18 protein-coding genes are annotated in these 22,647 nt (G+C 36.2%); 4 read left to right on the top strand and 14 right to left on the bottom strand.

All coding sequences use genetic code 11. From position 1 onward, the window contains the following. Nucleotides 1-7: 7 nt before the first annotated feature. The 9 genes from OQZ33_RS02855 to OQZ33_RS02815 form a co-directional block, all read right to left on the bottom strand. The gene (locus OQZ33_RS02855; protein ID WP_265797528.1) at nucleotides 8-1,174 is read right to left on the bottom strand and encodes a glycosyltransferase family 4 protein; all 1,167 of its coding nucleotides are present in this window, start codon (nucleotides 1,172-1,174) and stop codon (nucleotides 8-10) included. Further along, nucleotides 1,174-2,100 (bottom strand): glycosyltransferase, encoded by a 927-nt coding sequence (locus OQZ33_RS02850; protein ID WP_265797527.1) that lies wholly within the window; start codon nucleotides 2,098-2,100, stop codon nucleotides 1,174-1,176. Before OQZ33_RS02850 ends, OQZ33_RS02855 begins: the two co-directional genes overlap by 1 nt. 2 nt (nucleotides 2,101-2,102) lie before the next feature. After that, nucleotides 2,103-2,951, bottom strand: a complete 849-nt coding sequence (locus tag OQZ33_RS02845; RefSeq protein WP_265797526.1) for a glycosyltransferase family 2 protein — start codon at nucleotides 2,949-2,951, stop codon at nucleotides 2,103-2,105. A gap of 3 nt (nucleotides 2,952-2,954) precedes the next feature. Beyond that, on the bottom strand, nucleotides 2,955-4,001 hold the full coding sequence (locus tag OQZ33_RS02840; RefSeq protein ID WP_265797525.1) for a hypothetical protein: 1,047 nt from the start codon (nucleotides 3,999-4,001) through the stop codon (nucleotides 2,955-2,957). Between the two features lie 3 nt (nucleotides 4,002-4,004). Continuing rightward, entirely contained in the window at nucleotides 4,005-5,231 is a 1,227-nt protein-coding gene (locus OQZ33_RS02835; RefSeq protein ID WP_265797524.1) for an O-antigen ligase family protein, read from the bottom strand. A gap of 77 nt (nucleotides 5,232-5,308) precedes the next feature. Then, nucleotides 5,309-6,052: a glycosyltransferase family 2 protein gene (locus tag OQZ33_RS02830; protein WP_265797523.1), complete on the bottom strand. Its 744-nt coding sequence runs from the start codon at nucleotides 6,050-6,052 to the stop codon at nucleotides 5,309-5,311. Nucleotides 6,053-6,074: 22 nt separating this feature from the next. Further along, nucleotides 6,075-7,622, bottom strand: a complete 1,548-nt coding sequence (locus tag OQZ33_RS02825) for an MATE family efflux transporter (protein WP_265797522.1) — start codon at nucleotides 7,620-7,622, stop codon at nucleotides 6,075-6,077. A 12-nt stretch (nucleotides 7,623-7,634) separates the two neighbouring features. After that, on the bottom strand, nucleotides 7,635-9,947 hold the full coding sequence (locus tag OQZ33_RS02820; RefSeq protein ID WP_265797521.1) for a GumC family protein: 2,313 nt from the start codon (nucleotides 9,945-9,947) through the stop codon (nucleotides 7,635-7,637). Nucleotides 9,948-9,953: 6 nt separating this feature from the next. Next, complete coding sequence (locus tag OQZ33_RS02815; RefSeq protein ID WP_265797520.1) at nucleotides 9,954-10,763, bottom strand: polysaccharide biosynthesis/export family protein; 810 nt, start codon at nucleotides 10,761-10,763, stop codon at nucleotides 9,954-9,956. A 201-nt stretch (nucleotides 10,764-10,964) separates the two neighbouring features. Here OQZ33_RS02815 and OQZ33_RS02810 point away from each other — a divergent pair, with 201 nt between their 5' ends. From OQZ33_RS02810 to OQZ33_RS02800, 3 genes are all read left to right on the top strand, one after another. Further along, nucleotides 10,965-12,518 carry a right-handed parallel beta-helix repeat-containing protein gene (locus tag OQZ33_RS02810; RefSeq protein WP_265797519.1) on the top strand — a complete coding sequence of 518 codons (1,554 nt, stop codon included), beginning with the start codon at nucleotides 10,965-10,967 and terminating at the stop codon, nucleotides 12,516-12,518. A gap of 139 nt (nucleotides 12,519-12,657) precedes the next feature. After that, nucleotides 12,658-13,119 carry an OmpA family protein gene (locus OQZ33_RS02805; RefSeq protein WP_265797518.1) on the top strand — a complete coding sequence of 154 codons (462 nt, stop codon included), beginning with the start codon at nucleotides 12,658-12,660 and terminating at the stop codon, nucleotides 13,117-13,119. A 207-nt stretch (nucleotides 13,120-13,326) separates the two neighbouring features. Beyond that, nucleotides 13,327-13,650 (top strand): hypothetical protein, encoded by a 324-nt coding sequence (locus tag OQZ33_RS02800; protein WP_265797517.1) that lies wholly within the window; start codon nucleotides 13,327-13,329, stop codon nucleotides 13,648-13,650. Nucleotides 13,651-13,973: 323 nt separating this feature from the next. On the opposite strand, the gene OQZ33_RS02795 is transcribed toward OQZ33_RS02800, so the two are convergent. Further along, nucleotides 13,974-15,380 (bottom strand): exopolysaccharide biosynthesis polyprenyl glycosylphosphotransferase, encoded by a 1,407-nt coding sequence (locus OQZ33_RS02795; RefSeq protein ID WP_265797516.1) that lies wholly within the window; start codon nucleotides 15,378-15,380, stop codon nucleotides 13,974-13,976. 131 nt (nucleotides 15,381-15,511) lie between these two features. Then, nucleotides 15,512-16,162, bottom strand: a complete 651-nt coding sequence (locus OQZ33_RS02790) for a response regulator (protein ID WP_265797515.1) — start codon at nucleotides 16,160-16,162, stop codon at nucleotides 15,512-15,514. 1,039 nt (nucleotides 16,163-17,201) lie between these two features. Between OQZ33_RS02790 and OQZ33_RS02785 the strand changes: the two genes are divergently transcribed. Beyond that, nucleotides 17,202-18,023, top strand: coding sequence for a sensor histidine kinase (locus OQZ33_RS02785; protein ID WP_265797514.1), 822 nt, complete (start codon nucleotides 17,202-17,204; stop codon nucleotides 18,021-18,023). 24 nt (nucleotides 18,024-18,047) lie between these two features. On the opposite strand, the gene OQZ33_RS02780 is transcribed toward OQZ33_RS02785, so the two are convergent. From OQZ33_RS02780 to OQZ33_RS02770, 3 genes are all read right to left on the bottom strand, one after another. Next, complete coding sequence (locus OQZ33_RS02780; protein WP_265797513.1) at nucleotides 18,048-18,605, bottom strand: serine O-acetyltransferase; 558 nt, start codon at nucleotides 18,603-18,605, stop codon at nucleotides 18,048-18,050. Next, nucleotides 18,595-19,746 (bottom strand): DUF1972 domain-containing protein, encoded by a 1,152-nt coding sequence (locus tag OQZ33_RS02775; RefSeq protein ID WP_265797512.1) that lies wholly within the window; start codon nucleotides 19,744-19,746, stop codon nucleotides 18,595-18,597. Before OQZ33_RS02775 ends, OQZ33_RS02780 begins: the two co-directional genes overlap by 11 nt. A gap of 412 nt (nucleotides 19,747-20,158) precedes the next feature. Beyond that, nucleotides 20,159-22,516, bottom strand: a complete 2,358-nt coding sequence (locus OQZ33_RS02770) for a response regulator (RefSeq protein WP_265797511.1) — start codon at nucleotides 22,514-22,516, stop codon at nucleotides 20,159-20,161. Nucleotides 22,517-22,647: the final 131 nt, after the last annotated feature.

The raw sequence follows: 22,647 nt of genomic DNA, 5'->3' as shown, positions 1-22,647 counted from the left end.
TTAAGAACTATAACTGTGATGAGTGGTTGCTTATCGCGTCCTTGTAAATAGCGATGAGCAAATTGTAATTGATTTCTGGCGTGTTGGCCTTCTCGTAAGCCTTTCTGGCATTACACCTATATTCTGCTTTGATAGTCGTTGGAAGATTATTGTAATACGTAACCTTTTTCAACAAATCCTGCGCATTCCCTGGCTCGAAAGTCAATCCTGTTTTTCCATCCTCAACTATTGTTTTGATATTACCAAGATCTGATGCAATCACGGGAACAGATCTGGAGTAGGCTTCAATCAGAACCATTCCAAATGTCTCATACCATTGCGATGGAAATACTAGTGCCAACGCACCATTGAGTTGCTCTTTAACCACATGCTGGGGTTGCTGTCCCAAATATGTGATATTTTTATGAATGGAACACCGGGAAATTATCTCGTCTGAAAATTCGCCCGAGCCGATTATCCTTAGCTTTATCGAAGTCGCGGAAAATGCCTCCAATAATGTTTCGACACCTTTTTCCTTACTTAAACGGCCGACAAACAGAAAATATGATCCTTCTTCAACTACAGCAGTGCTAGTTGAAGGCGAAAAATTCGGTTTTACTACGAATTTTTGATGATAATTTTTAAAATGAGAATTGAGGAAAAGGGATTTGGAATGTTCTCCGAGAACAATGAACTTACTGATTTTATCAAAGGTTTTAATTTTATGTTGAATATAATTAGATGCACCCAATAAGAACGTCAGGAGTCTTGAGTTGCGATAAACGCCTAACTTTATTGCTTTCCACGGGACTTTTGTTTTCAACGAATCCAGAAAAAGTTCTCCGTCAAAATATAATGTCCCAGAAGGACACAGAAAACGGTAATTGTGCAAGGTAGCCACAATAGGCACTCCCATTTTGTGAGCACCATGAATAACTGAGGCAGATGCTGCAAAGTGTAGATTGTGTATGTGAATCAGATCAGGCCTTATACTTTTTATTTTTTCCTTGATTATCAAATAAGAAAAAAAATTGAAAGGAGAAAATAAGATTTTAGCAAAAGTATTGCCCTCATTTTTAAACTCAACTAAGTCTACCTGGTGGCCATTTCTGCGTAATAGTTCCATCTCATTCTGAACAACAGTATCCTCTCCTCCAGGAACCTTATAAAAGGTATGAACAAAAATGATTTTCATTAATTCGCCTTTTTAATACCGTTTGTAAGCTTTAAAAAATCATTTCGCAATTTTCTCACAACAAGTGTTCCAAAGGCATAAGGCGCTTTTATTTGAGATTCCAATTCTGGCAAAACTAAATCGGCAGGAACAAAACTAAATTTTCTTTGTGTGCCATCGTCGATTGGGGTTATCAGGTAATTAATTCCTGAGGTATTTGTCGACTGTTCATCGAACCCAATATTACTCACCTTAGAAAGAGTTGGATAAATAACCTTCAACCGATTTTCAGCCACATGTGTCTGCATTTGAATGTCCCAGGTCGATATTTCACCACTTATTTGTTTTTTCAGCATTCGCATTAAATCATGTCCCTCAGCGTTTAATCTTCGTTTGAAGCCTGGTGAGGTATTGATTAATTTAGCGAGTTCAGCCTCCTCCCATATCACATTAGTAAAACGATCTCCCCATCCTCCCCATCCATACGAGCAAAAACGTTTATAAACAATTGAATCATAATCATAGCCTCGAGTCTTGATAGGAAAAACATAAGCAGTCACACAAAACACTGATTTATCCTCCTGATAGAACTTAAGTGCATCAGTTAAAAATTTGATGTAGTTAGGGCTGACAATTAGGTCGTCTTCTACGATAATGAATTTCTCATAATTTTCTGACAAATATGTTAACCCAGTTCTAAAATTGGGGCCAGTGCTTAAATTTCGGTCTCGGTAGTGCTTTATTATTGATTTAAACCCTGTCAAACTATCGATGTAAGCTCTCACCTCATCAATTGGAGCCACATCGCTTTCACGTTTTGGCCCATCGCTAAAAAAAATAATATCCATGCTTTCGCATTCTGGATTTTTTAACAGCGCATCAATACAGCTCTTCAATTTGCTAACCCGATTGTAGCAAAACACCCCGATAATAATTGAACTTTTCATACTTATACTTTCTTTAATTTTTGCCAGAACTCCGGGAAAATGGTCCTAAACCATAATTTAAATAAAACTGCTGTTTTATGTGATGGAAAATGAGTATTGATAAAACCCATGTATTCGGTGTAAGCCAGGCCCTTGGGGCTCTTAAGAAACCTAATTCTTTGCCTGAAATTTCTTTTTATTTTCCCTTGTTCATTTAAGTTATCATCTGTGCAAAGCCCCTGAATGCCAGGCACGACAACTACATCAAAGCCGGACTTTTTAGCCCTCAAGGTATAATCAAAATCTGCCATGCTGTGAGTGAATTTATCTGAAAGAATTCCAATTTTTTCGACAATTTGTCTTGGAACCAGCATTATATTAGCATTAGCCAAATCACATTGACAATACTCCGTTTCACTAAAAATATTATCATAGGAAACCTTTTTAGGATCACGGAGCTTATGTCCTCCGTAAGAAATCACCTGCTTTAGAAGATCAATTGTGCTGCCGATCACGATGGCTTCTTTTGACCTTCTTTCAACACGATGATACTTTAATAAATTGGAAATACAATCGTCATTTATTACAGTATCATCATTTAACAAAAGATAGAAATCAGGATTACTTTCCAGTGCTTTCGCCCATGAATTCCTCATACCTCCGGCCCAGAATAAGGCACCAGAACCTTTAAGCAGATTCACCTGCGGATAAGCATAAGCAATTGCCTGAGCAGTCCCATCAGATGAATTGTCGTCAGTTAAAAACACATTAATGTTCACCCCATGCAATGATTTCTGTGCAAAAAGATTTTCCAAACAGATTAATGTCTTTTGCTTTCTGTTGAAAGTTGCTAGCAATACAGCTATCTCCATATGTTAACTTGCTTGTGTATGTTTTTTTAACCGCTTTGATACCGCCCTGTAATAACTGAACAAATAGTACCTGAGAAAAGATAAAGTATTAAGTTCTGGAATGCCCAGTAAAGTTTTTACTTTTCCCAGATATGAATCATTTGAGATGCCCAACCCGTACTGTGATTCTTTAAGAATAAGATCTTGATAAAGTGCAGATAAGCCATAGGTCTTTTCAGCGGGTAAGTGCCAAATCGCTACATCAAGATCTGTCTTTTCAACATTCCTGTAAAATACCGGGTTTGTCCAGATTCGTTTCAAAAAGGTTTTATCTTCACTTGCTTTGAAATTATTCTTAAAATAAAGATAACTGAGTGTTTGTGCTTCTTCATTGAATTTCGGAAGATTTTCTCGATGCCTTCTTAGGAGTTCAGGCCAAAGCTGCTGAAAATCAGAAAAAATTGTATTAATATTCCTAACACTTGCTAAAAAAAATTCACCTAGATGATAACCTGGAATATGGTCTATTTGCTCTCCAAGCAAATCTTCATAGAGCAATTTCATATCTTTCCTGCTCAGCCCGTGAATCACCAAATCGGTCGTACACCCATCCTCAAAGGAAACGAATCCATCTGGCTTAGCGTGAGAAAACAGGGATTCAACTCCTTTAGTGAATATGCAGTCAGAATCCAATATTAAATATTGATCCGCTGGATTTTTATTATTTTCTACAATGTATTCGAGAATCGAAAATTCATAAAATTGATTCTGAAACATGTTAAAGTAACCTTTCGGTGTTTTATACTTAAATTCAGTATAAATAATTTCCACATCGAGATCAGATAATGCTTTTAAGACTTCTCTACCATCCAATTGCGGAATGACTTTAGTATTGCTAAAGAGCACATGTTTTTGCGACTTGTTAAACCTTTTACTAGTTGCAAAAAATAACAAAATGCATCTCCAATAAATATCTTGATGGCGCTTTCCGGATGATTTTTCTCCTGTCTGTGGATAAATGCTCTCTTCGCCAACGGCATCTGTACATATCCAGGTGCATATATAATCCATAATTTAATCAGTTAAGTATTTTTGATGTTGTTGAATATCAATATTGATAGGCCTTTTAGCTCGATTTTCTGAATATTTGTCTTCTCTACATTTACTTAGATAATAGAGACACAGTCCAACATTTCCCCAGAAAACCAATGGAAGCACGTAACTAAATGAAAATATTAACCCAGCTAGCGAAAACGCAATCAATATGATTGCCTTTTCACTGAGTTTTTTTGAAAAAGCATAAACAGCCAAATAAAGCAAGTAAAAATATTTTAATAATAATCCAAAGAAACCATGATAAAACAGCATTTCCATATAGCCTTCATGAAAATGTTGTCCACTCTTAGCGGGCCACCAATCTACAAGCGGATTTTTCATTTCGAATCCCTCGAAGGTCAAACCAAAAACTGGTTTTTCTAAAACCATTGGAAAATAAACCCGCCTTTGGTCGGCTCTAAATTTACCGGTACCATCTTCACGGGCCGGATCGAGTATTTCACTGAATCTTTCACCAAAAAAATCAATCAAACCGGGCGATATATTGGAAATAACGAAAGTTGTTAGGCCAAGGACAATGATGGCCACAAGAGAAATTCTTGTCACTTTTGGGATTGAAATTATTCCATTTCGTAATGCCATAAATAAATAAATACCCATCCCGAAGAGGCTGCTTGCCCAGACTGACCGATGCTGATGAATGACAATAGCAATGATGCAAAAAACAAAAAGCAATAACGAAGTTTTTTTTCCCTTTACCAGAAACTGATTAAAGTACCAAAGCAAGGGTATAATCAGCATAAAGATCGAACGTGCATGAATGATTCTGCTATCACCAGAAAAAGGCCCGTAATCATCCATTGTTACAGCTTCCAAGCTAAATGAAAAATCACGCCCATACACAGCCATGAATACCACATAAAGCACTATATAAAATTGGGCAACGATTTCAAGAACGTCCAGATCAAGTGTCCTGGAAATCGCTTTGATAAAAACAATAAACGCTACAGGAAACAAGATAGTGAAAAGAGTGAGCTGCTGAAATATGGTCCCGTAATCGAGCATAGACTCGAATATGAGTTTAATGACAACAAAGAACATTAAACCGAGGTATACTTGCTCATCGAGCATCAGACTTCTAAACTTAAAAAGCAGAAAGGCAAAAATAACAAGACTCAAAACTTTTTCATACATCAGAATGATACTTGAATTAGGTAGAACTAACCATGAAAAAGTATTTTCCATCAAGAAAAATGTAAAAAAAAGTAATAAAATTTCTTTTACATCAAATTCATATTTGGATATTCTGATGACAGCACTCATTAAAATATTCGCTTAACTCTTCTAATAACTTTAGGAAAGATATGTGTTACCTGTAATGCATTCAATAACTGATTAAGCATTACCGTTCTCACGCTACCTCTTTCATCATCCCAGCGGATCGGGCGTTCACCTTTAAGATACATACTTTGAAATATATCTTCTTTTTCAGGAATAATGGCACGATAAATCTCTGCTTTTTTGTCAACTAATTCTTTATTGATGTACCCTAAATGTTTCAAACGAAAATCAGTATTTCTTTTTAACCCATTGATTCCCTTTACGTTTGGAGAATCGATGATTAGATCCTGAAAATAACCTTTTGGATTCTCGCGCCACATCAGTCTATCATGACCGGCAGAATAGTTCAATCTATACCACGAACCCGCGAAATGTTCCCTATCTATAAAATGAAACCTCCTAAAAGCATACTTGTTAATGAATTTGCTACGCATAAGTTTGTCGAAATGTGCTCGCGTAAGGTGTGGCTCAAAAATTTCGTCAATATCTATCCATAAACACCAGTCAGGTTTGCGGAGACGAACATGATCATAGAGTAGGTTTTTATCTCTTCCCTCATTATATCCCTCCGTTCTGATGATATCTACAACCTTGGGATGAGCTTTCAGGATTTCATATGTTCCATCCGTAGATCCATTATCTAGTACCACAATTTCGTCTGCGATGTTCTCGAAACATTCCAGCCATTCCTGGGCGAAGAAGATACCGTCCTTGACGCGTAGCATTATAACAAATTTAGCCATATTGTTAAGATTTGTTTGAAAGTGCTTTTTTTACTTGTTGTTTTGAAAAAAATGTTGAAACTCTATCTTGGATCGCTTCTTTGAATTCCCTATCTATTTTTAAAATTAAAATCACAAAAAGAGCGGTAAAACAGAAGCCATTCAAAAGAATGCTGATAATTCTCATATTTACGGGTATAACTAACGAAAAACCGTAATAGAGAACTGAACCGAAAACTCCTGCAAAAGCAATTATTACGAACCATTTTTTGAGCATCGCTTTAACGAAATCCCAATCCAGATAACCAAGTTTGTTAAGGCGATGGCTAAAGAAAATAAAATCAAACGTAAAACTAATTCCGACCATCACGCTCAACAATCCAATTAACCCATAAAATTTCCCTGCGAAATAATAGAGTACACCCATCACCACACCTTTGCAAATCACGATGAAACTATTCATCTTGATATCACCGAGAGCATAAGCCATGTTTGACATAAAATATCCAATAAGTGTGAAGAAAAAAGTTGCGATCAGCAAATTCACTACCAGACTTCCTGCATATTTGCCTTCACCTGTCCACAGAATAATTAAATTACCGTAGTTAAAAAGAAACCCAAATCCAATGAAAATTGCTGCAAAGGAATAATATTTGAACTGCGTATAAATTAATTTTTTTATTCCTTGATGGTTGCCTTTGCCATTTTCGTGGGATATGAGTGGCATTAGTGCTACTGAATGACGACCAACAAGTGACTGACTCATAGAAATTGGCCGCTTATTTATTTCAAAAATCGTGATCATCGATGGCGCAATAAACCTTGCTAAAACCAACATATCTAGACTCGCAGAAAATCCTCCAATAATTCTAGAGAATGATGTAAAAGAAAAGATCTTGACAAATTGCTTGAGGTGTGCAATATTATAGGAAATCACTAACAAGTCTCGCTTCAACTGCTTCTTTAAAGATATAATATTGTAAATGTTAATGTAGAAAGACCGACAAAGATTTGCAAATGCGATGGATATAACACCATAACCCAAATAAAGTAGTATGACATTTGCAAACAAAAATACAAAGTTAGCTGACAACGAACTGATGGCAACCTGAGCGGAGTTCTGAAGACCCTGATTGATTCCAGAGAGGCTAAATGATACTAAGGACATGCCTGTAGCCACGATTGAAATTAACAGGGCAACCTGTAGTCCTTCGTATTGAGAAACATCTTTGTTAATAATTTTCCCGATCAGAAAATAAAATAGAATTCCGGCAAGAACAGAAAACAATAGAATAAACATCGATGTGATAATTCCAGAGCCAATGGTCTTATTTATTTCCTCATTATTTTTTTGTCCGCGCAAGAGTGCAATTTTCTGTTGCAAAACATCGCCTACACCAGGATCGGCTAGTGTCATCCAAGCCAATATGTTCCCGGTAGCCAGCCAAAGACCTAAGGTAGCAGAGTCAATTTTATGCAGATATAAAGGCAATAGAATCAAGGCATTGAAAATATTGGTTATCACATAGCCATATTGAAAAATAAAGTTCCATTTTAATAATTCTTTATTCACGAGCGCTTATTATTAATCAATTAATTTTTGGGTATAAACCTCACCGTACACCATTCCTGTTCCGTATCCATACCCGTAATTATTTTTTCCATAGCCTCTGCGTGCTACACCATTAAAGACAATCGCGGGGTTGGGAAGGTTATTTAACTTAATATTTTCATCCAAACGTTCCACAAATACCTTAGGGGTGTAAGCATGTCTAACTACAAAAAGTGTGGCATCACAAAGCGGAGCTAAAATGTAAGCATCAGATACCGGGCCAACGGGAGGCACATCAACAATAATAAAATCATAATGCTCATCGAGGTAGTCCAATAATTGCTCTGCGCGGCCATTGAGAATCAATTCTGCAGGATCTGCAGGAAGTCTACCGGTTAATAAGATAGAAAGATTTTCATTAATCGGTGATGGCTGAATAATATCTTCAGCCAAGGCTGAACCTTCTAAATATTCAGAGATCCCTAAATTCTGTTTCATATTTAGTTTCCGGTGAAGCGTCGGATGATTTAGGTCAAAATCCAGGAGGGCTACTTTTTTTCCTGTCATAGCTAAGGTCACTGCAAGGTTGGACGCTACGAAACTTTTCCCTTCACCTGATATTGCAGAGGTAACCATTACGCGCTTATTTTTTTTACCAATTCCAAGAAAATGAAGCGTTGTTCTCAAACTCCTGAACTGCTCGGCAATCAAGGTACGTTGCTGAGAACCAATTACGATATTATTTTTGCCAATATTAATGCTAATCTCGGCGATAATTGGCAAGCTTGTTAACGCGGCAATGTCTCGTTGAAACATCACATTTCTACGCAGCCCTTCTTTAACCGAAATAAAAGCGATACCTAAAATCCCAGCACCAAAAAGAGATGCCAAATAAATCATTTTCTTTTTCGGACTCACAGGAAGGCCAGAGGATTCCGCAGCACTCACTATTTTGCTATCTGAACCATTAACGATATAAGATAAAGCAGTCTCTTCTTTCTTCTGAAGCAGAAATGTGTAGATACCGTTTTTAATTTGCTGCTGACGATTCATATCCACCAATGTCCGCTCTGTCTGAGGCATCGATTTTAAAGCAGAAGAGTAATTACCGGTTGTTCCTGCTAAATTGTTACGACTTGCCGTTAAGCTATTTCTTTGATTGCGCAAATTTTGCAAAATCTGTGGTTTTATTTTATTGATCTGATCCACAAAAGACACCACCATTGGATTGTTCTCTCCAGTTGTTTTCCTTAAACCCTCTGCATTCAACTGAAGTTCGTAAATATCTTTCACCATTTGAGATAATCCAGGATCATTAATCCCTGCAGTAGAGGGTACGATCCCCCCCGTTAAATCTCTTGACTTTACATAATTTTCTACCTGATTAAGCACAGAAAGTTGCATATTGATTTCCCCAACCTTCTGGTCATTAACACTTACATTCTCCAAATATAATTTACCTTGAACCCCAACATCAATTGCGCTATTTTCAACTCTATAGTTTTGTAATTTTGTCTCGATATCCAACAACTCCTTTTCTACTGACATTAATCTTTTATCAATAAACTCTTGAGTGTTGGCTGCAAGCAAGTTATGCTGATCTACCATCGAAGCGCTATAAACACTCAGCATATCATTTAAAATATCTTCGCTCCTTTTAGGATCGATATCTGAGAGAGAAACGTCCAATATTGTAGATAATTTATTGGCTTCTTCAATTTTAATATTTTCCTGGATCGACGAAACAATCTTTTTAGGATGTGTTAGGGCAAAGCTGTATTCACCCTCCAAGTCATTTTTATAAGCTGGGTTCAGCCTAAACATAATCGTTCCATAGGGCATCCTCAACCACCTATCAAATGGGTATTTCTTCTCATTTATCACAACCCTTTCTCCTACAATCCTGAACTCAGTCCGTTCAAGTGGTGTTAATGCATTGGGATCCTTAACCATTATTTTCAGAGGTGCATTTTTATAAAGCACAACCCTAGCAATTCCTCTTTTTTGAAAAATTGTCGTGTATAGGCCCAAATTTTCCACCACCTTATAAACAATGGGACTTGATGCAATCACTTCACGCTCATTATCGACAGTTTGCTTGGTTGTCAAACCTGAAATAACTTTATCTTCTGACTTGTTATCCGCAGCACCTTCCCGTTCATTAATCTGAATCCGAGCATTAGCCTGGTAGACTGACGGGGTAATCTGGAGGTAGATAAATGAGCCTGTTATCGCAATAATGAATAGCAATAGAAACATTGGCCAATAGGGTAGCAATCTGAAGATCAAAAATCCTCTTGATTGACCTGTGGGTTTAATTTCTTCTGATTTTCCTATAATTTTCATACAATTCTATCTAACTATGCGATCTATAATTATGGCTCCGAATGACAATGCGCTCAATAATATTGGAATTAGCGTAGAACTTCGCGTAGAACTGGCAGCTTTCGCTTTATTTGCCTCGACATAAACGATATCGTTCGACTTTAAATAATAGTAATCTGAGGTGAATATTTCACTTGAATTTAAATTAAGCCGTTTAATTTTCTTAACACCATCCTCTTCCCTAATGACCATCACATTTTCCTTTCTACCGTAAATTGTTATATCACCGGCCAAACCGAGTGCCTCAAGAAGAGATATCTTCTCATTAGGAACATTCACCACAGATGGATGACCAACCTCTCCTAATACAGAGACCCTGAAATTCAACTGTCTCACTATTACGATAGGATCAACAAGCAGCTTTTTACTCAGAAGATCAGCTGTAATTTTTTCTCGGAGTTGCGCAGTTGTCATGCCTGAGATCTTCATCGCTCCAAGCACCGGAAACTGTATTTTCCCATCCTCACCAACTAAATACCCTGGCGACTGCAGGTTCGCTCCCGTAACACTACTGGTACTCACATAAGCATTATTAGGTTTATTAAACACTTCTGTCGCAGCTGGGTTCAAACTTGTAACCGCGATGCTTAAGATATCATTTGCCTGAATTACATTTTTACTGGGAAGATTATTAGCTTCTAGTATGGCGTCCTGCTGATTGCTGAAATAGACCGTATTCTTATTAGCCGCACAAGAACTGATTAGGGCTAATAAACCAATCACAGCAAAAAAGCCATAAAAATCCCTTTTCGGGAAAAAATCAAAAATTTTGATCATAAAAATAAATTTTATTAACTACATTGTAAACAGACAGTTATACAGCATTTTATACTTGAATATAAAACTCGTCATCCGGGACATGACTCTGTCTAATATATCTATACGTTTTTTTTATCGCTACGGTTTTAGCAGAGAAAAAAAAATGAATAAATTCATTTAATTTAAAACCGACCCGATGTCAAACCCAAAAAAAACAAGATGAATAGTTTCAAATTTCTAGCAATAGCATCGTTAGCATTTCTTTCATGCACAAAAAATTCATTAATTGTGCAAACTCAAAATAGGCTCGATGATCATTTAAAGTTCAGCACATACGGCATAGAATCCAATGGACTAACAGATGTGACCCAAGACTTGCAGAAACTTTTAGATACCTCATCTATTATTTATTTAAAAGCCGGTGTCTATACTATTAGTAATACGCTAAATATTAAATCTAATACAAAGCTAATAGGTGAAAAAGGCACCATTATCAAAGGCGGAAAAGACATGACTGGCACACTTTTGGAGTTCGGAAGATACATATTTGCCGAACGTGCAAATAACACAACTATCCAACAAATCACTTTCAGACAATCAGAAAGCAGCTATTCTTACCGAGAATGGAACAATGCCTGTATTTTTTTACTCAATTGCAAGACATTCAATGTAGAATCGTGCTTCTTTGATTTTCATTTAAGTTATCAAACCTTAGGCCAAGAAGCGGTGTGGGTATCTGGCTCTGAGGCGCATGGAAACACCATCCAAAGTAACGAAATAAACACATTAGGTATACGATATGCAGAAAATGGAGCCGATGGTACACTTGTAAAAAACAATGTATTAAACAAATCATATTCAAATGCATTGAGCGCTAGCGGTAATCATAAAACAGATTTAATCGTGGGATGTCGAATCCTAAATAACAAGATTTTCGATGCTGGGCGAATGGGCATTGAAGATTGGGGAAATACTGATGGTAGTATTATTGAGGGAAATCTTATTACTGGCACAGGAAAGGATAGCAAGCAAGCAATAGACGGGATAGCACTATCTGCAGTTGGAACAAATTCTTCTGTCCTAAATAATACCATTAGTGATAGCCAAATTTATGCAATTGAAGTTAGGGGCAACTATGGTTCCATTGTTAAGGAAAACAAAATATTTGCAAATCCTAATTCAACAGCTGTGATTCTTAACTATACCTTCACTAAACCTTCAGACAAACTTCCATTAGCTAGAGTAGAAAATAATAATATTAAAGAATCTAAAATCGGTGTCCATATTGTTGGCGACTATGAATCACGTGTACTAATTTATAAAAATTCATTTCAGAACATAGACGATAAAGCAATAAGTATTGAATCTGGAGCAAGAAAGTATATTATTGATTTAAGAGCGAATCATTACACGTTTAACAAGCCAAATCAACGGGATCGATTTGCACTATTTTCTTACACCCACTTTCGACCTGGTGTTGCTGATCAAGTTATAAAATCATTACGAGATACCATAACCTTTACATCCTCTTCAAATGGTGGAGCCGGAGTGGATTTTGGTTTTGTAATTCGTACCGACAGAGCCAGTATTGATCAATTAACTGTACGGGCAAATAATGTGAAAAACAGCAGTAAAGTTCCCGTCAATGCATTTACTGCTCTTGGAGGAAGACCAATTTCCGTAGTACTTAGAAATAGCAATGTTAAAGGTGGACGTGTAGATTTAGGTGGGTTTAAAGACATTAAGCTTTCCAATAACACTTTTTCGCAATAAGTTTCACAACTTAAAGTATTTTTATACATAATTTCTCTAGCTCGTTTTACAGTTATACAACCTAAAGTTTTACATCATAACATTCTGATAATCATTGTATAAATTAGCATTCAATTTATAAACTTTTAATTCAAATACTATGAAAACAAAAATCATTATCCAACTTGCCGTTTTGTTCATTTTCTTAAACGTTAAGGCGAACGGAGACCACGAGACAAAAACAAAAAATACGACTAAGGCAGCAAAAGCCGTAGCAATTTCTGAGCTTACTAAAAACCTGGAGTACGATTTCGATGGACCAGCAGTTAGAAATGCTTATTATGAGAAGTTAGATCAGCTAGCAAAAGCAGTAATTGATGGGGATTATGCTGTTTCTTTAAAGGGCCATGCAGATGGGATCGGCGCATACAAATATAATTGGGTTCTTTCTGATACAAGAGCTATCAACGTAAAAAAATACCTGATTTCCAAGGGTGTTAAGGAAAATAGAATTATAACCACTCCTTTTGGCAGCACACTTCCAATAGCTTCAAACAAAACCGCTACTGGTCGACAAAAAAACAGAAGAGTAGAAATTGATTTAAAGAAAATTGCCGGTTAGCATCGCTTATTAGTTATGGGAAGATAGTCTATATTTTCCCATAATTAATTCCTTTGCCTTAAAATAAAACCTAAAAATTTCTTTTTTATGTAAGAATTCGTTCACACCAAATAAATAAGAGTAGTTTTATAATATTAGTTTTTACTTTCTGTATTAGTATTAATACATTTGCTTAGCGAGCATTTAGCAAGCTACAAATGAATCGATATGTCCCAATTTATTCTTTGCATCGCTATTAATAATACTGATGCAGAAAAACAAAGTCAACTAAACACCGCGTTGTACAACCGAAAAATTTATCGCGTAATTAATGTTGGAAACGAGTGGAAGGATCTACCCCAAGGAACTTATGTGCACTATTCAGAACTGACCTGTAGTGATATTGAGCTTTTAGCAATCGCTGCGTTAAATGAAATTGGGATTCATAATAACCCGCCAGATAGAAACTTCGAAATTATTACAGCCCAGGCGCCAATAACAGTTAGCGACTTAAAACTAAATATTGACCCCAGCAAAAGACATGTTTTATAATTGACTTGTTGGAATTTTATTACTCCCTAAGGCTGGTAATCAACTGATTCCATCTTATTCCTTGTCTGCACGATTGAATGATACTGATTTTTACACATTTGATATCGGCTTGTATTGCAAGCAAAGAGTTAAAAGATGCCCTAAGAATAGATCCAGAAACCCTTGAAAGTTGTCGCAACAATTCTGATCAACAATCGATTAAAAACTAATTTGAAGCTGATGGATATAAAAGTTGATGCTGATGAAGTATTAACCTCCAAAAAAGCAATACGATGTAAATACTTGATGCTTAAACACAGGGTTCTTAGTTATAAATAATCAGATCAGAAGGCATTTTCCTCTCCACTCACTGCATTGGTTATTGTCTTAAATATAATTTTAACATCTTTTAGCAAACTCCAGCTCTCCATGTAGGATATATCATGCGCTACACGCCCTAACATTTGTGATTCCTCCTTGGTCTGACCGCGGAAACCGTTTACCTGTGCCTGTCCTGTAATACCTGGTTTCAAGAAATGACGCGTCATGTAACCATCGATCGTGTAACGATACTGTTCAGTGTGCTTTACCATATGAGGCCTTGGTCCGACAACACTCATTTGTCCAAATAGCACATTGAAAAACTGAGGTAACTCATCGATACTAGTCTTACGGATAAAAGATCCTATTTTGGTTACTCTTGGATCATCCTTACTCGCTTGCCTGGTATTGCTGTCTTCATTAAGACGCATGCTCCTGAATTTGAAGCAATAGAAAGATTCATTATCTTTTCCTGAGCGCAGTTGCTTAAAAATGGGATTGCCTTTCGATTCTAATAATATCAGAATTACTATTAAGGGAAAAAGCCAAGAGAGCAGAAACACTATCACCAATAGACTAAAAATTATGTCAAAGCCGCGCTTAAGTATCCTATTTCGAAGTTTCGTCAGTGGTTCCATCCTATTGACAAGAATCGGGATACCGTCATAGTACCTACTCAGTTTATAGTTTGCCTTACTGAAAGCCTCCAGGTCGCGTTGATATTGTAGGTACGAGGTTACGAATCTGATACGAACGCAATGTTGCTCAGCTAATTTTAACACCTGGTCAAGCGCCCGGCTTTGTGATGGAAAAACCGTCGAGTAAACCTCATCTAACTCATGCTCTATCGCGTACTTAATTGAACTATGCAATTTATCAACAGGTTGCTCATCAACTAATTCAACTTCATTTAAATCCCTGAATGAACCTGCGAAACTAATCGAAAGTCGATTTTGTAGAAAGAACTTTTCTAAACGATTGCCAAGCGCATCGTCACCGATGATAGCAATTTTTCGTTTATGCAAATCCATTTTCAGGAAATAACGATCCGCAATGTCTACAAACAAGCGAATGGAAATTAACAACAATAATTCTAAGGCAAAAAAATAGAATAACGGCTCTGTAACAGAAAATTTAAACGAGAATAGTTTACTGACGACAATAAAAATGACAATTTGAAAAAAAAATGCTAATATTATTTTCTTGTACCTGGTATCGCTATTTTGCACATTTGAAAATGTATATAATCTAGCAATCAATGCAGAGATCATATAACAAATATTAATAAGAATCAATAAATTGAATCCCCCGCTGGGGTATGTAAACTTTAACAATCTCAGAAAGTAAATGACTGCAAATAAGCAATTGATTGTAAGCGCATCCAACAGCACCAGAAAGGTAATTAGGATTAAAGCATGTCTGCTTTTCATATGACGGAATCGTTAACTTATATTAAATAAATAAAGGTTAGTTTTACATAACGTCTTTTAAAGTTATGAATTTTTCGATGAAGAACAAACGTTAGACATTTGATGATCAACTACATAACAGAAAAATCAAATTAACTGAATCTCGGCAGTGATGAATTTACGCGGTATTGATTGAATTTGTTTAACGCCTCTACTTTATTTTGAACATGTAAACGTTTGTAAATATTCTTACAATGATTTTTAACAGTGTTTGGACTAATGCAGAGCTGATCAGATATCTCCTTGTAGAGCAGTCCCTTGCTCAGCAGTGAAAGAACTTCTAATTCCCGCTCTGATAGTCCAAATGCGTCAGGATTACTGTGTTTAGCATTTAGCAAACTAATTACTTTTTTAGCAATATACGGGCTCATTGGTGCTCCACCTTCATAAAGCTCAGTAATCGCAGAATAGATTTCCTGAATACTTGATCCTTTTAAAATGTATCCGGATGCACCAGCTTGTAATGCATTGAATATATTTTCATCGTTTTGGTAGCTGGTACACATCAAAAACTGAGTGTAACTTAGCTTAGACTTGGCCTGGTTAACAAATTCAATCCCAGATTTATCCTCTAGTTTTATATCTACCAGAGCGATATCCGGTTCATCTAAATGTATTTTAGATAATGCTTCTTCAGCGGATGCGTAAACGCCTTTAACAGTAAAAATTTTGTTGACCTGAATTGCTCTGACAAGCAAATCGCGATACAAAGGGTGGTCTTCAACAATAGAAATTGTAATCATATTAAAATCTGTTTTTATTGGTCAACAACCTCAAACGAACAAAGGCAGGAATAATATTTACCTTACCTGTGTATTTTCGATTTTCGACATTCATGAGAGCCTTTAGTATGAGGTTAAAAATTTATTTCGTTTGTAAATTGATGGATTTCTTTGTCTTGAAACAATAGCCCCTTAGGGCCACACGTATCCTTTATAAATGATCAATCAATGATAATATTTACTTGGGCTCAAATTCCCAAGGTCTTTAAGTTTCACAGTTTATTTGGCTTTAGTAAGTTTTATACTACAATTTACGAGCCATTTTGTGTTAAAAAAATCAACTAAAGTAATAGCAGGTGTTATTTCCCTACACGCCTTGGCGTTTTATTTCTAATGGACAAATTGAAATAAATGCTAACAATAAGACAGAATACCTTAATGTAAATTTGATCAATTATATTATCCAATCGGATAATCACTTAATCGGATCATTTGACACCTAGGCTTTCAAAAAATATCTGAAATTGTTATTGCCAAAACAGCCAAGTTGAATTACTACCCTAAAAAAATTGGAGAACATATCCTGTCTATTCATTTATTATTTGTTTTTTTTTGAAACAGGCATCAGTTTTGTAAGCAAACGCTTCGGGTTATTGCTTTCCATTATTTATTAGCGAGTTGCATTGACGGTAAAAATAAAGAACGATTACCTTAAGGAAAATAATTGACATTTATCAATAAAATTTACTTTGTCGGTTTTTTGCTCATACTTAAATTGTTTAATGTGTCTATATTGCTTAATTCTCATATATTTAATACTATTATAATAAGTGACAACTGTGATATGAAAAAAAATACTTCTATTAACTGTAATCTTCAATGGCCGCAAGATAGGGGTAATCAATAAAGTGACAAAAAAAAGGCATGTAGTTTTAAATCAACCTATTATAGAATTATTTGAACGGAAAGCACTGAAATAATACGACATGAAACAAAGGCGAATACGACAAAAAATATAACCAAATTTATCCATTTTTGTATTATTAATATTACAACTTACATGAGCATTTTAGCATTATTAAATAGCGTTGGTTTTGTCCTAGACACAGAAAACTTTAGTATATTATACGACCACTGGCCGTTCATCCTTTCTCTTATTATTTTCCTTCCGTTATTAACGATAGTGATTTTTAGAAAAAATAAATTTTTCTTGAGGTATAAAAATGAGTATTTGCTGGAGAGTCAAGCCATAAAAATAGAAAGACAAAGGATCAGTGCAGAACTACATGACGAGCTGGGTTCAGGATTGTCCGCAATCAAATTATTTGCAGAATTAGCCACGCAAAAACATTCCGATATAGTTGAATTTAAAGAACTAAATGAGATGATAAAGGAAATTTCATTAAAGATAAATGACATTATATGGACAACAAGCACTGAAAATGACCAACTTGATAGCGTTATATTTTACATGGAGGAGCAATTATCAAAGCTTTTCAAACATTCCGCTATCATTTTTAAGTCAAAAATGCCAGAATTAATTCCATTTCTGAAAATAAGGAGTGAAAGCAGAAGAAATTTCTATTTGTTGGCAAAAGAGATTGGTCACAACACATTAAAACATTCAAAGGCCACCAAGGTATCTATGGAACTGAATATAAATGATGAAACAATATCCCTTATTATCAAAGATAATGGAAAAGGATTTGATCCTGTGGGCAAGAGTAAGGTTGGTATGGGCTTATCAAATATGAACTCTCGGGTGAAAAGACTCAATGGACAGCTCACTATTGAAAACTATAAAGGCACAAAGATCACCGTAAGCTTCCCAATTGCAGACAATTTCTATCAACAATTGGATGAGACAAAAAAAGGTGGCTGAAGTACTAGTCTAAAGGCCTATCTTTTATTTCACTACTCCTTCCAATTCCAGCGAAGTCTTAACTAGTGGATATTTGTAGATCATTTTTATTACTACAGCGGGGTTTCCCCCAATAACACTATAACTATCTACGTTTTTGGTTACTACTGCTCCCGCGCCAATGATAACATGATTACCGATGTACACTGGCCCAATAATTATCGCATTCACCCCAATATAGACGTGATTGCCAATCACCGGAGAGACTAGGGTCGAGCCATCTTCCAGATCTTTGCAACCTATCGTTGTTAAATGGCTTATTGTACAATTCGAACCGATTCGAGTCGTCTTATCAATCACAGTACCAAATCCATTTTCCAGCTTGAAGTTACTGCCGATGATGGCCTTGGGATGAATTTCAATGTTAAATATCCAACCAAGTATGAATTTGTAAATCAAAATATACCAGCAGAAAACAATTTTTAACAGATCATAACGGTAAACTAAAGCTGCACATCTAAAACAGACCATTACAATCCTACCCTTAACGTTATTTTGATTGACCTTCCAGTCCTGGAAGATATGACTTCTATTAACACTCATCTATCTGGTATAATGGTAAAACTTCCTCATGAATAACTTTAAACTTAACTAGAGGAAATAAAGAGGCAAAATGCTGCCTATATTTGTTGATCACTGTAGGCCAATTGTGGTTTTCATAAATTTTATCAAGATTTCTTAAGATCATCTCTTTGTAATTTATCTTTTTAACCTTTCCTGAAATAAGATGTCCGGCAACATCTCTCGAATAGCTAAAGTACAACGCATCATCGCCAAGAATGCTACGATTAGATTCGTTATCAAGTGCGCAGATTGCGCAACCTGCAGCCATAGCCTCTAATAGCAAATGCATTGAGCCGTCACTACGGTTACCACAAAAATAAAGATCCGAGTAGTACCTGAGTTGGTTCAACCTCTCTGGTTCATAAAAACTTCCTAAGAATTTAATTTGCCGATGATGACTATACTTTTGTTTTAAATTCTCAGCAAACTCTCCTGAGCAATTTCCGACAATGACAAATGGTTTCTTGGAGCCAGAGGAAACCACACCATCTAATATGGTCTCTAGATCACAATCAGCATCTAAACTTCCAACATATAAATTATAATGGAAAGGTATTAGCTGATGATCAGATAAACTATCATCGGTACTTGCTGAGAAAGGCTCTATCCCCTGAGGAATGAGCGTTACTTCCCTTTTGTAACGGCCTTGCAAATTTTTGGTTATAAAAACCGAGTCGGAAATCAGCGAATGACTATAGCGCACCGCCAACCATTCCGCAATTTGAAGAATTTTTGAAATTAAAATACCGTAACGCCCCCGCTTCCACTCTAAGGAATAGATATTTGTAACCAGTAGGGTCTGCTTGGGCAACATCCAGGACCAGATGGAACTTGAGGCTCCAAACTGCATGATTAAGTCAAATTGGTGATGTCTTAAATTTTTATAACAGTTCAAATCGTATAGTAATTTGCCGATGGCACCCAAATTGTATTCAGGATCATAAATATGGATTAATTTGATCCCCTTCCAATTTGATCCCTGAAAGGAATGATTATGAGAACAATATACATGTATCTCATGACCACTTTGCACAAGCCCAAGAGCAATAAACTGAGCTGCTTTCTCAAATCCCCGGCAAAGATCAGGAATCCCTTTTGTTCCAACAATGGCAATTTTCATGATCTTTCGGCCTAAATTAAGTTGACAAACAGCAATTCAATGATGAAGAATAAGTGATGTTTTTACAACAATAAAATTACTCCGATAGCGATCTGCTAACAATAGCCCTTAAATACTAGTTTTACCAGTGATGAAGAAAAATGAGATAAGGGCAAAATACCATCAGTTTGAATTGATTACTGCGTAAGCAATATTTATCAAAAGGAGTTTCATCCAGAAAAAAAAATGACAAGTTCCTTCCGAGCGAAAACAATCGGCTATACAAATAATAGCCCTTTTATCCTTAAAATAAATTTCTTCGATTCTAGGTTCTAGATTTAACCTAAGTTATACCTCTACCGGCGCTAAAGGAAGATGTCTATGCGAATTAATGCGATAATCAAAGAAAATATATTTTATCATTAGGGACCTTTTAGGCTGTTCGCCTATTGATTTCCATGTTTAAATCAATGACCACTTTATTGACAGTATCTATAACAAGATTTACCAAAGCAGAAAGCTCTTCTAATGGGATGTCAGAATGGCTCAAGGTTTCTATATCTCTGATGGTACGCTGAATTGTAATAATACCAAGATTGTCAATAGTAGACTTGAGCTTATGTGCAATCTGAGATAAATTATCAAAGTCCTTTCTGGCCAGCGCCTCCGCTAAATCGCTTGTCGCAATCGGCATTTGTTTGCAAAATAGCTCCATCATTTTAGTAACGAAGTCCTGCCGCCCTTTACTAATCTCCAATAACCCTTCTAAACTATACAAGGGCTGATCGATTATTGGCTGTTCCACAGAATAAGGCCTATCTTTTATCCACTGATCGATCAACAAGATAAAAGTATCTTCCTTAATGGGTTTAGTGATATAATCATCCATTCCTGCTGACAGACATTTCTCCCGCTCTCCACTAACTGCTGACGCGGTCAAGGCAATGATAGGTCCGGCATATCCTAAATTACGCAGTCTGCCGGTTGTTTCATACCCGTTTAATACCGGCATTTGAATATCCATGAGTATAACGTCAAAATTACCTTCTTGGGTCATCTCAATTGCTGATTCGCCGCTTTCCGCAGCCATCACCTGGGCTCCATAATTTAACAAAATGGTTGCTGCCACCAATCTATTCATCTCATTGTCATCAACAATGAGTACTTTTCTATTAAGCAGCAAGTCCTCATCGATTGATATAGGAACTTCATTTCGAATATCACTTTCCAATCCTTTTTCGAGTTTGAGTATAAATGATATGGTCGAGCCAATGCCTTTTTCGCTCTCTACGTTGAAACGACCGCCCATTTGTCCAATCAATTTTTTTGATATACTCATTCCAAGACCCGTTCCTCCGTATTTTCTGGATACAGATTCAAATTCCTGGGTAAAGTTATCAAACAGATGTTCTACAAAAGCAGGGTCCATCCCAATCCCCGTATCACTCACAATCACCTCAATTTCTTGCTGAGAGCCATCATCGCTCAACAACTGAGCTTCCAAACTAACACTTCCTTTTTCAGTAAATTTCACTGCATTACTCAACAGGTTCAAAATAACCTGATTTATCCTGTAAGGATCGCCGATGAGAATGCCAGCAATATTTCGATCCACTTCCTTGGAGATCATAGCAAGTCCCTTTTTCTCACCTTTATGCATTACAAATTTCATCACCTCATGAAGTAAGTCCTGCAAACTGAATCCTATATATTCCAAATTTAATTGTCCAGCTTCAATCTTTGAGAGATCTAAAATATCATCTATAATAACAAGAAGACTTTTTGATGCAGATTGGATCGTTTGCAAACAATACTTCTGTTCTGGTGTCAAAACTGTTTTAGATAGTTCATTGGCCATGCTCATAATTGCATTCATAGGTGTTCGAATTTCATGACTCATATTTGCCAGAAACAGTTCCTTCGAGCTCGCGGACCTCTCTGCTTCCTTCTTTGCATTTATTAACTCATGCTGTTCAACTTTATGATCCGTGATATCTATTATAATTGCGATATAACCAATGATTTCTTTTTGTGTATTATAGTTTATGGTCTGATTGACAACGCACCATTTTTTATTTCCTCCCCTATCCTTAAATTCAAGTTGAAAATTATTCAGGGGTCTTTCTTTGCCCTCTAAGTAATGTGCAGATAGATATTCCTCTCCAAAGAAATCAGTCACGTGCTTGCCCTTCATGGCGTTGGGCTCATATCCTACCAGATTCCCGAGACTCCTGTTTACATATAATAACTCGTTATTACTATCAAGTTCCATTAACCCTAAACCCATAGTGGCAACAGTATCCCGATATTTAATATTGGTATCAACTTGGGCTTTTTCTGATATTCTTTGTTTGCTAATATCCGCTATGTAGCCCAGAAATACCTGTTGACCATCGAGAGGATCAATTGCATTTGCTATTCCTATATTATAGTACAGCATGGTTCCGTCATTCAAAGGGTATTGCGACTCAATATAGGGGAGCCCCTGCTTTGATTGTTGCTGTTGATAAAGCAATGTGAGCTGTTTCAATCTCTTGTAAAAATGATTTAGCTGAGATGAATCAGTGTGTACTGAAAATAGATTACTAATCTCTGGACTTAAATATCGGAGCGTAATATTACCCTCTTCATCATGCTGATATTCAAAGAACACAGATGGCGCATAATGCATTATGCTTTTGGAATGCCTATAAGCACCCTCATTGATTAACTCCCTTGGACCATGAAGTCCTGACTGAGATTCTTTTTCTAAATCCAGAGATAATTCCTCTAATATATTAACAGTATGCATAGTGCGATATCAATAGTATATGTTTGATTGAATTTTTTGCTAGGTTAACAGAAAACAGCAGGAGCTTTCTAACCTTAATTAACTCTATTCTTCAATCAGCAGTGTCTTCGTTTTTTCATCTCCTTAACAAT

Origin of the sequence: Pedobacter sp. MC2016-05 (assembly GCF_026239735.1) — a bacterium.
GTDB lineage: Bacteria > Bacteroidota > Bacteroidia > Sphingobacteriales > Sphingobacteriaceae > Pedobacter.
The sequence above is the reverse complement of the archived record's forward strand: the minus strand, read 5'-3'. Positions and strand labels throughout refer to the sequence as shown.